Below are 10,672 nucleotides of genomic sequence, written 5' to 3' on the forward strand. Positions count from 1 at the left end.
ACCGGACATACTGGTCTGTCGCCCTGGGCGCCCGACGTGGGTTCACCGGTGTCAACGTCGGCCGTACAGACCCGGGTCCCGACCGTCCGCGGGCTGGAGCGATCGTTAAACCACCGACCAGAACGGTCTGTAGAGGTGCGTGCGGGCCGCCACCCGCACCGGTGCCCCAAGCCGCTCTCAGGCAGCCCACAACGGCGCCGGAATGACAAAGACCGTCTCCGGGCCGAGGCCCGGAGACGGTCGAATGCCGCACTGACGTCAGCCCTTACGCGGACCCCGTCGCCAGCCGGTAACCACCACGAGCAGCAGGCCGGTCGCGAAGAGGAACAAGCCGGCCAGCGTGATCGGGGCCGTCCTCGTCCCGGTCACCGCCAAAGCCGTCCCGGATGAAGTGTTCGCGACCGCTTGGACCGCCACCGGCTTGCCGGCCACGCCCAGCACGCTGGCGGCCGCCGTACCGACCCGGACCGAGTGCGCCAGGTAGCGGGCCCGGCCGGCATTGTCCAGACCGGTGGTGAGCACCGTGTGCGAACCACTCGCCGGCACGGTCACGGTGGCCGACACGGTGCCCCTCGCGGAGGCCGTGGTGGAACCGGCGGGCGACGCGCCCGGGTACAGCGACACCAGCACCCGGGATCCGGGCCGGTAGCCGTCACCGAGGATCGTGATCCGCGTACCGGGCCGGGCGGTCCGGCTGCCGTTGTTCTCCGCGGTCATCGGCACCGCCTGGGGAATCTCCACATTTCCCGTCGGCGTCACCGTGGCGGTTGCGGCACCGGCCGGCGAGGTGCCGCCGCTCCCGAAGGCCACCACCCGCAGCACGTAGCGCACGCCCCCCGCGAGTCCGGTGACGGTGCATCCGCCGCGCATGACCGTGGTGCACGAGCGGGCCGGGTAGTACGGCGCAGTCGCCGTGACGGTATACCCGTGAACGCCGGCGCCGATCGAGGCCGGCGGTTTCCAGCCGGCCGCGATCGAGTTCGCGGCCGGAGTGCCGGTCACGGCCGTCGGTGCGCCCGGCGCGGTATTGACGGTCACGCTCGCCGAGGCCGACTGGGTGCTCGAACCGGCCTCGGTCGCGGCGACCACGCGTACCGCATAGCTGCCGTTGGTGTCGGTGCTGAAGCTGCACGACCGCGCGGTACCGGCGACGGCTGCCGTGCAGGATCCGGTGATGTCGGCGTCGTCCGGACCGCTGACGGTCACCTCGAAGGAGCGGTTCTTGCCGTCGCCCCAGGCGACCCGGCCGGGCGTCCAGGTCACGGTGGCACCGCGGGTGCCGGCCGCGACCTGCCGGGCGACCAGCGAGGTGACCGCGCCGGTGGGCAGCTTGGCCGCGGGTGGGGCCGTGGTGGTGGGCGGGGCTGTCGGCGGCGTCGTGGGTGGCGTCGTCGTGGGCGGCGTCGTGGTCGGCGGCGTCGTCGTGGGTGGCGTCGTCGGCGGCGCCGTGGTCGGTGGCGCCGTCGTGGGCGGCGCCATGGTCGGCGGCGGAATCACGACGGGCGGCGACAGCACGGCGACCGACTTGGCCAGGTGCTGCACCTCGCCGTTGGCGTCCAGGCCGGTGGCCAGCAGCGTGTGGTTACCGATCGGCGTGCCCAGCGGCACCGTGACGGTCACCGAGATGTTCCCGTTCGCATCCGCGGTGGTCGTACCCAACGAAACGGGGTTGCTGAACAGCGAGAGATAAACGGTCGAGAAGGGCGCATAGCCGCTACCGGTGATGGCTATGCCGACCCCCGGCAGGCCGGTGCCGCTGCCCGCCGGCACCGCGTCGGCCGGCACCTCGATCGGGGCCACCGGCGTGCCGGTCGGCACGACCGGATCGTCGCTGTCGGCCGCCGCCGAGCTGCCGCCCGGCCCGTTCGTCACCACCCGCACGGTGTACGGCACGCCCGCGGCCACGTCGGCGATCGAGCACGACGTCCCGGTCACCGTGCCCGTACACGTCTTGGTCGGGTAGTCGTCCGCGATCGCCGACACGGTGTAGGACGTGACGGCGGCCAGGCCGGTGGCCACCGCCGCGGTCCACGTCGCGTTGATGGTGTTGACGCCACCCGTGCCGCCGATGACGGTCGCGACGGCCGGCGTGCCCGAGCCGAGCGTGCCGGTGCCGGTGGTGTCGGCAATCGCGGTGCCGGCTTCGTTCTTCGTCGCCACCTTGACCGTGTACGCGCCCGGCCGGTCGGTGGTGAAGCTGCATCCCGGCGTGCTGGAGTCGGCGACCGCGTTGGTGCACGTGCCGCTGCCGATGGTGGCACCGTTCGGGCCCTCGATCGTGACCGCGTACTGCTTGGTCGCTCCGCCGTTCCAGTCGCCGGCGGCCAGTTGCGGCCAGCTGACACCGACGGTCGCCTGGCCCGCGGTGGGCGTGAGCGTCACGGCGCCGACCGTCGCGGTGGGCCGCAGGACGACATGTGCGGTGTGGTTCGCCACCGCGGTCCCGGTTCCGCCCTCGTTCTTCGGCGCCACGCCGATCACGTAGTCGCCACCCGCGGTCACGCCGAAGCTGCACGTGGGCGAGGCCGTGTCCGTCACCGGTCCGGTGGTGCAGCCGTCGTTCGCGAGAGCCCCGCCGGCGGGCGGGGTCACGGTGACCACGTACTCCTTGGTCGCGCCGCTCTGCCAGCCGGTGAGCAGCTGATCCCAGGTCACGGACACGGTCGGCGAGTTGAGCGCGGTGCCGGCACCCAGGTTGGCGACCGTCCCGGTGGGCTTGAACACGATGGTTCCGCCGCCGGTCGACGCGTTGCTGCCGGTGCCGGCCTCGTTGACCGGCGCCACGCTCACCGTGTACGCCCCGGACTGGTCCGTGGTGAACGAGCAGGACGGGTTGTCGGTGGCCGGCACCGAGGTGCAGGTGTTGGCCGTCAGGTTCAGGCCGCCGCCGATGGTGACCGCGTAGCTGAGCGTCTCGCCCTCGCTCCAGCCCACGTCGGCGAGCTTGGGCCAGCTCAGCCCGACCACCCCGGTGCCCGCCGTGTTCGTCACGGTGACCGTGCCGACCTGCCCGGCCGGTGCGGTCAGCGTGAGGTGGGCGGGCTCGGAGGTCGTCTCGTTGTCGCTGGTACCGACGTCGTTTTTGAGGGCGACCCGGACGGTGTAGTCGCCACCGCGATCGGTGGTGAAGGAGCAGGTCGCGGTCGGGTGGGCGACCACGGCCGTGCAGGTGCCGCCGAGCGTGGCGCCGGCGGGCTTGTCGATGCTCACCACGTAATCAGTGGTGGTCACCGTCCCGTTCCAGTCGGGCGTCGTGGCCGGGTCCCAGCTCACCTGGATCGTCGCGTTGCCGGTCACCGCCTGCACCTGGAGGTTCTGGACCGTCGCCACCGGCTTCAGGACGATGTTGGCCACCACACTGGCCGCCGTGGCGGTGCTGACGCCGGCCTCGTTGACCGGGTTGACCCGCACGGTGTACGCGCCGCTGAGCGTCGCGGTGAAGTGGCAGCCCGGGCTGGCGGTGTCGGTCACGTCGGTGGGCGCACAGGTGTTGTCGGACAGCACCGTGTTGGCCGGCCCGCTGATGACGACCCGGTATTTCTTGCTGGTGCCGCCGAGCCAGCCCGGGGTAGCCAGCTGATCCCACGACACGTCCACTGTCGACGAGCCGGACGACGCCGGTGCGGCGGCCAGGGTGGTCACGGTGGCCGTCGGCACGAGCACCACATCACCCTCGCCGGGAGTGCCGTTCGCAGCCGTGCCGGCCTCGTTGACCGCCTTGACGGAGACCGCGATGTGGCCCGGGTCGGTGACGGTGAACGAGCAGGCCGGGCTGGCCGTGTCCGCAACCGAGGTGCAGGTGTTCGGCGACAGCGCGCCACCGCCGGTGACGGTGACGGCGTAGCTCTTGGTCTGCCCGTCGCTCCAGCCGGTCGTCATCTGGTTCCAGCTGAGGTTCACCACCCGCGAGTCCGGCGTGGTGCCGACGACGAGACCGGTGACGACGCCGGACGGCGCCGCGAGAGTGACGTGCCCGGTCTGCGTCGCGGCGGGGCCGTCACCGGCCTCGCTCCGCGCCACCACCGCGACGGTGTAGTTACCGGCGGCGGGAGCGGTGAACGAACACGCCGCGGTGGACGCGTCGGCGATCGTCGTACAGGTCCCGGGGTCGCCCACCGCCTGGCCGTTCGGTCCGGTCACGGTCAGCACGTAGTTCGTCGTCTGCGCCGAGTTCCAGGCCGAGGTGAGCTTGCTCCAGGTCACCGACACCAGACCGGAGGGCGGGGTGATCCCGAGTGTCAGGTCGGCCACCGGGTCGGAGGGCGCCAGCAGCGTGATGTGCTGGGTCGCGTCGTCGCTGTTGTCGCTCGCGTCGATCTCGTTCACCGCGGTGATCGTGACGGTATAGCTGCCCGGCAGGTCGGTGGTGAACTGGCAGGATTCGATCGCGGTGGCGTCCGTGGAGGCCAGGTCGTCGCAGGTACTGGCGGTGATCGCCGCACCGTTCGGCGGGGCGATCTGGACGTCGTAGTGGTGCTCGACGCCGTTCCAGTCGGCGGGTTGGAGGCCGTCCCACTCCACCTCCACGACGCCGGCACCCGTTCCCCGGGAGATGACGATGTTCGAGACGGTCGCGGTGGGCTTGTCCATCGCGACGAACACGTCGTACGTCACCTCGGGGCCGTCGCCGGCCTCGTTCACCGGCACAACGTGGATCTTGTAGAGCCCCGCGGTGTCGGTGGTGAAGGTGCACGTGGTCGCGGCGACCGGATCGGCGCAGCTGGTGTCGTTGGTGATGGTGGGGCTCTCGTTCGCCGGTGGATCGATGGTCACCCGGTAACCGGGCACCAGGGCTTCGTTCCACTGACCGAGGGTCAGCGCATCCCAATTCACCGTCACGACCCCGGTGCCCGGAACGTCGTCCGTCGCGATCAGGTTGGCGACCGCGGTGGTCGGCTCGTCGAGCACCAGATCCGCGCTGTCAGTCGCCGGGGTGGTGGCGCTGACGCCGGCCTCGTTGGCGGGCCGCACGGTGACCGTGTATTCGCCGCCGACGGGAGCGGTGAAGGAGCAGGTCAGAGCCTCGATGAGCCCGTCGCAGCCGGTCACCGGGACGCCGCCCGGAGCCGCGACCGTGACCTGGTATCCCTCGACGCCGCCGTTCCAGTTCGGCAGGGCGTTATTGTCCAGGGTCCAGTCGACGTCTACGGTCGCCTGGCCGTGGTCCGGCGTGACGGTGACCGTGTCGACCGCACCGGTCGGGATGGCGATCAGCGGAACGCTGAGCGGGGCGGTGAACGCCGACGCCAGTGTGGCGTGGTCACCGACCGCCCTGACCTTCACCGCGACCGTGCCCGCACCGCTGATGGAGCACGTCGTGAGGGTCGCGTCGCCGCAGTTGAACGGCGTGTCGTTCACCGTCAGGACGTACTGGCGGTTCGTGTTGTGCTTCCAGTCGCTGGTCGCGGTCCACGAGAGGTCCGCCGTGCCGTTGCCCGTCGAGACGATGGTAAGCCCGGTCGGCGCGACCGGCACGTCCGGGATGTCGACGTTCAGCAGGTCCTCGTCGGTACGCAGCGTGGCGTCGTCGCCGATCGCCGACACCTGGACGGTGACGTTGCTGTCCTTGTTGCCGGTGATGACGCAGTAGGTAAGGGTGATCGCGGAACAGACGGCCTGTCCCGCCGCCGACACGGTGTACCGCTGCACGATGTTGCGGTGCCAGCCGGCCGGCGGGTCCCAATCCACCCGCACGCCGGTAGCGGTCTCCGAGGTGACCCGGATGTTGGTCACCGGGTCGGGCACGTCGGGAAGCGCAATCGGCGTCCCGGCCGACTCGCTGGTCAGACCGACATCGCCAACCGCGCGCACCTTCACGCTCACCGAGGTGTCCGGATCCCCCTCGATCAGGCACGACGTGGCGGTGATGTTCGAGCACACCGGCTCGTCGTCGGCGAGGACCGTGTACTCGTTGCGGGTGCTCCCGTTGAACTCCACCGGGTCCCAGCTCACGGTCGCCTCGCCGACGCCCCAACCGGTCGCGCGGATGTTCGCCGCCGTGTCCGGTGCCGGCAGCAGGGTCAGCGTGACCGGCGCCGCGCTCGTGCTCAGGCCCGCGTCACCGATGGCCGTCACCACGATGTCCGCCACGATGTCGTCGGCGGTGACGGCGCAGCTCGTGCCGGAGATGTTGGTACATGCCGGGCTCGTGACGCCGCCCACCGTCACGGTGACCGAGTATTTCTGATTGACGCTGCCCTTGAAGTCCGGTGCCGTCCACGCGACGGTGCCGCTGCCGGCGTCGCTGTCGGTGAGGTGGATGTCGGTGGGCGCGTCCGGAGCGGTCACGACCGTGCCGTTGGCCGAGGCGGAATCGGTGGACAGGCCCTCGTCACCGCGCGCGCGGACCACGAACGCGTGCACCCCGGGAGTCCCGCTGTAGGTGCACGTCGTCGCGGCGATGTTCGTGCACGCGCCGTAGAGGCTGCCGTCCACCAGAACGTCGTAGGTCCGGTTGACGCTCAGCTTCCAACTGGCGGGAGCAGTCCAGGTCACCGTCACCGAACCGCTGCCGGCCGGGGTCGCGACCGGCGTGCCGGGTGCGTCCGGCGGCGGCAACAGGGTGGTCGTGATCGGGTCGCTGTCGACGTGCTCGCCGGCATCGCCGAACGCCCGGACGCCGACCGTCACCCGGCTCTTGACCGCACCGGTGACCCGGCAGGTCCGAGTGGTGATGTTTGCGCAGCTGCCGAAGACGCTGCCGCCGACCAGCACGCTGTAGGTCTGCGGGTTCAGCGCGTCACCCGGCGCGTCCCAGGCCAGGTCGGCCCAGCCCGAACCGGTCGCCGTCACGCGGAAGTTCGGTGCCGCCTGCGCGGGCACGGTCTGGAGCACGCCCGGAGCGGCGTGGACCGGCAGCGGCTGGCCGACCGCGCCCGCGAACATCGCCAATGCCGCGGCGCCGATTCGCGCGAACCACGGTAGACGTCGACGCCGGACAGTATCAATTTCAGGGCGCATGGGGTCCTCCGGAGGACCGGCTACAGAACGACAGAAGCTGCCAAGGGCAGCGCAGACGGCGACGCCGACGCGGTCCTGAACCTAACCTGGCCAGGCGGCAGCGGTGCGGAAACGTGCTATTTCAATTGCCTTCCGGCAAATGTCAGATCAGGCGGTCAATTGTCACTGGTCCCGCTCGGTCCAGCGGAACGTCTTGAGGCACAACACCAGTCCGACCACGCACCAGGCGGCCAGGACCAGAGCGATGCGGCCCAGCTCCCACTCGCCGGCCGCCTCCATCGACTTCATCGAGTCGGGCAGGAAGACGTACCGGAAACCCTGGCTCATCCACTTGACCGGGAAGAACGACGCCACCGTGATCAGCCAGGCCGGCAGCAGCGTGATCGGGTGGATGAACACGCCCGAGATGAACTGGAGCGCGACCAGCGGCACGTTCAGGATCGCGCCGGCGTTGCGGGCGTTGCGCACGATGGCGCTGACCGCGATGCCGCACAGCGTGCAGGCGATCGTGCTGAGCAGGAACATCCAGGCGAACGCCAGCCAGTGCGCGGCGTCCGGCAACGGCATGTCGAAGACCAGCGCGCCGACCAGGATCAGGGTGCCCGTTTCGGCGACACTCAGGGCAAAGACCAAGATCAATTTCCCGAGCAGGTACGCCGAGGCAGTGATCGGCGTACCGTGCAACCGTTTCAGCGTCCCGTCCTCACGGTCGAGGGCGAGGCCCGCCCCCATCGTCACGAACGCGGTCGACAGAATCCCGTACGCGATCATGCTGGCCGCATAGACCTGGCTGGCACTCACCCCCGCGTCGTTGAACGAGTCGCCGAAGATCGTGCCGAACAGCAGCAGAAGCATGGCCGGGAACGCGAACGTGAAGATCACCGCGGTGCGGTCCCGGACGAACATGCGCAGTTCCACCTCGCCCCGGCGCACGCCGGTCACAAACGTGGACGGCAGGGCGGCGGCTGCGGTGGCGGTCATCGCTTCGCTCCGATCAGGTCGAGGTAGGTGTCCTCGAGGGTGGGCCGGGTGACGGTGAGCGTGGTCAGGTCGGCGTCCTCGGCGACCAGCTTGCGGATCAGCTCGGTCGGGTCGGCCACGTGCTCGGTGCGGGTGACCCCGTCGGCCCGCCACCTCACCACCGCGCCGGCCGTGGCCCGCCCGCCGAGCGTCGCGGGCGTGCCCTCGGCCACGACCAGGCCGCCGGACAGCACCGCGAGCCGGTCGGCGAGCGCCTCCGCCTCCTCGAGATAGTGGGTGGTGAGCAGGATCGTGGTGCCCTCGCCGGCCAGCGCCCGGATCAGCTCCCAGAACTGGCGCCGCGCCGCCGGGTCGAACCCGGTCGTCGGCTCGTCGAGAAACAGCAGCTCGGGCCGGCCCACGATGCCGAGCGCGACGTCCACCCGGCGGCGCTGGCCACCGGAGAGCGACCGGATCCGGCTGCCGCGCTTCTCGGTGAGCCCGACCAGGTCGATCACCTCGGCGACCGGTCGCGGGTCGGGATAGAACCCGGCCACGTGCCGCACCATCTCGGCGACGGTCAGCTCGGCCGCGTCGTCGGCGTCCTGCAGGACCACCCCGATCCGGGCCCGCCAGGCCCGTCCCGCCGTGGCCGGGTCGGCGTCGAGCACCCGAACCTCGCCGCCGCTGCGCCGGCGATGTCCCTCCAATATCTCCACGGTCGTCGTCTTGCCGGCCCCGTTCGGCCCCAGCAGCGCGAACACCTCACCGCGCCGGACGACCAGGTCGATGCCGCGGACCGCCTCGTCCCCCCGATAGGTCTTGCGAAGACCTTTGACCTCAATGGCGTTCATGTCATCGATACTGCTTGCCGAACGCCACCGCGCGGATCGACCACACGGCTGTCAACCGCTGTCCACCGATCGATGGACAGCACGGCGCTACTCCCACCGGAACTTTCTGGCCGCGGCGGTCAGGAAGATCGCGGCCCACAGCCCCAGACTGAGCCAGATCGGCAGCGGCACCGCGGTGTCGTGCGACAGCGTGCCGCGCAGGGCCTCGGCGTGCGCGGCCAGCGGCAACAGGAACCAGCCGGCGGTGCCGAGGTCGGGCGCGGCGAACATGATTCCGCCGGCCGCCAGCATCAGCACGTAGAACAGCGTCGCCGCTCCGGTCGTCGTCTCCGGGCGCAGCACGCTGGCCAGCAACAGAGCCAGTCCGGTGTACGCCGCGGCGGCCAGCACGGTGACCCCGAGCGCGGGCAGCACCAGTCCGAAGTGTGGCCGCCAGCCGACCGCCACGCCCACCGCGGCGAGCACCAGCAGCTGCACCACGATCAGGCCGAGCACCGCCGCGGTCTTGGCAAAGAGCAGGCCGGGCCGGGTCAGCGGGGACGCGCCGAGTCGCTTGAGGACGCCGTAGCCGCGCTCGTACCCGGTGGTGATCGCCTGACCGGTGAACGCCGTCGACATCACCGTGAGCGCCAGGACACCGGGCACCACGAACGCCAGCCGATCATCGCCCGGCACGTTGGTCACATCGGTCAGCCCGGCACCGAGCAGAACCAGCAGGGGTACGCCCATGGCCAGCACGACGGCCTCGCCGCGCCGGGCGGTCAGCACCAGTTCCATCCGGATCTGGCTGCGCAGCACGGCCATCTTGCCGGCCCGCGCCGGCGCCGGCGCGAAGGTGCCGGAACTCATCGGGTGACCTTCGCTTTCTCGCCCGCTTTCGCGCCCGCTTTTTCGCCGGCGGTGAGGGACAGGTAGACGTCCTCGAGGGTCCGCCGCCGCGTGTTCACGGCGGTGACCTGCGCGCCGGCCCGGGCGAACCAGGCCAGCACCTCGGCGATCGCGGCGGTGTCCAGCGCGCCGGCCACCGCGTACTCACCGGGGCTGGTCTCGGTGAGCTTGAGGTGTGCCAGGCTCGCGTCCGGCACGAGACCGGCGTTCGCGCGTACCTCCAAAAGATCTATGCCCGCCGCGGCCGTGAGCTCACCCGGCGTGCCGGTGGCCGCGACCACCCCCGATCGCATGATCACCACGTCGTCGGCGAGGCGCTCGGCCTCGTCCAGCAGATGCGTGGTGAGCAGCACCGAAACGCCGTCAGCGCGCAGTTCCTCGATCAGCTCCCAGGTGGTGTGCCGCGCCTCGGTGTCCATGCCGGCGGTAGGTTCGTCGAGGAAGACCAGCTCCGGGCGGCCGACCAGGGCGATCGCGAGGGACAGCCGCTGCTGCTCCCCTCCGGACAGCCGGCGGAACCGGGTGCGGACCACTTTGTGCAGCCCGAGCCGCTCCACCAGCATGTCCGGCGCGATCGGATTGGCCGAGAACGAGGCGAACAGCCGCAAAATCTCACCGGCCGTGGCCCACGGATAGACGCCGCCGGACTGCAGCATGATCCCGATCCGAGGCATCAGCGCGTCATGGTCGGCGATCGGGTCGAGCCCGAGCACCCGGCAGCAGCCACCGTCGGCCCGGCGAAACCCTTCGCACACCTGCAACAGACTGGTCTTACCAGCACCGTTGTGGCCGAGCAGAGCCAGCACGCGACCGCGGGGCACCGTCAGCGACACCCCACCGACGGCCGTCGTGTCGCCGTAGCGCACCACGACGTCCCGACACTCGACCGCGCCGTCACTCACCCGTCGCCCCTTTCGCCCCGGCAACCTTACGTGTCGCCCAGCGCCGCCTCACCGAGGGCGGCACCCGCATGGCCGGCCTCACTCCCGCCAAGCCTCACTCCCGCCAAG

5 protein-coding genes are annotated in these 10,672 nt (G+C 70.9%); all 5 read right to left on the reverse strand.

The genetic code is table 11. The features are described 5' to 3' along the window. Positions 1-258: 258 nt before the first annotated feature. Entirely contained in the window at positions 259-6,885 is a 6,627-nt protein-coding gene (locus Ari01nite_RS03195; protein WP_203779030.1) for a hypothetical protein, read from the reverse strand. A 237-nt stretch (positions 6,886-7,122) separates the two neighbouring features. Continuing rightward, positions 7,123-7,941 (reverse strand): ABC transporter permease, encoded by an 819-nt coding sequence (locus Ari01nite_RS03200; protein ID WP_203779031.1) that lies wholly within the window; start codon positions 7,939-7,941, stop codon positions 7,123-7,125. Further along, a complete protein-coding gene (locus Ari01nite_RS03205) occupies positions 7,938-8,783 on the reverse strand; it encodes an ABC transporter ATP-binding protein (RefSeq protein ID WP_203779093.1) in 846 nt (281 codons plus the stop codon). Before Ari01nite_RS03205 ends, Ari01nite_RS03200 begins: the two co-directional genes overlap by 4 nt. 78 nt (positions 8,784-8,861) lie before the next feature. Next, the gene (locus tag Ari01nite_RS03210; protein WP_203779040.1) at positions 8,862-9,623 is read right to left on the reverse strand and encodes an ABC transporter permease; all 762 of its coding nucleotides are present in this window, start codon (positions 9,621-9,623) and stop codon (positions 8,862-8,864) included. Next, a complete protein-coding gene (locus Ari01nite_RS03215; RefSeq protein WP_203779042.1) occupies positions 9,620-10,564 on the reverse strand; it encodes an ABC transporter ATP-binding protein in 945 nt (314 codons plus the stop codon). The genes Ari01nite_RS03210 and Ari01nite_RS03215 overlap by 4 nt, the downstream gene beginning before the upstream one ends. Positions 10,565-10,672: the final 108 nt, after the last annotated feature.

Source organism: Paractinoplanes rishiriensis (assembly GCF_016862375.1).
In the GTDB taxonomy this organism is placed as follows: domain Bacteria; phylum Actinomycetota; class Actinomycetes; order Mycobacteriales; family Micromonosporaceae; genus Actinoplanes; species Actinoplanes rishiriensis.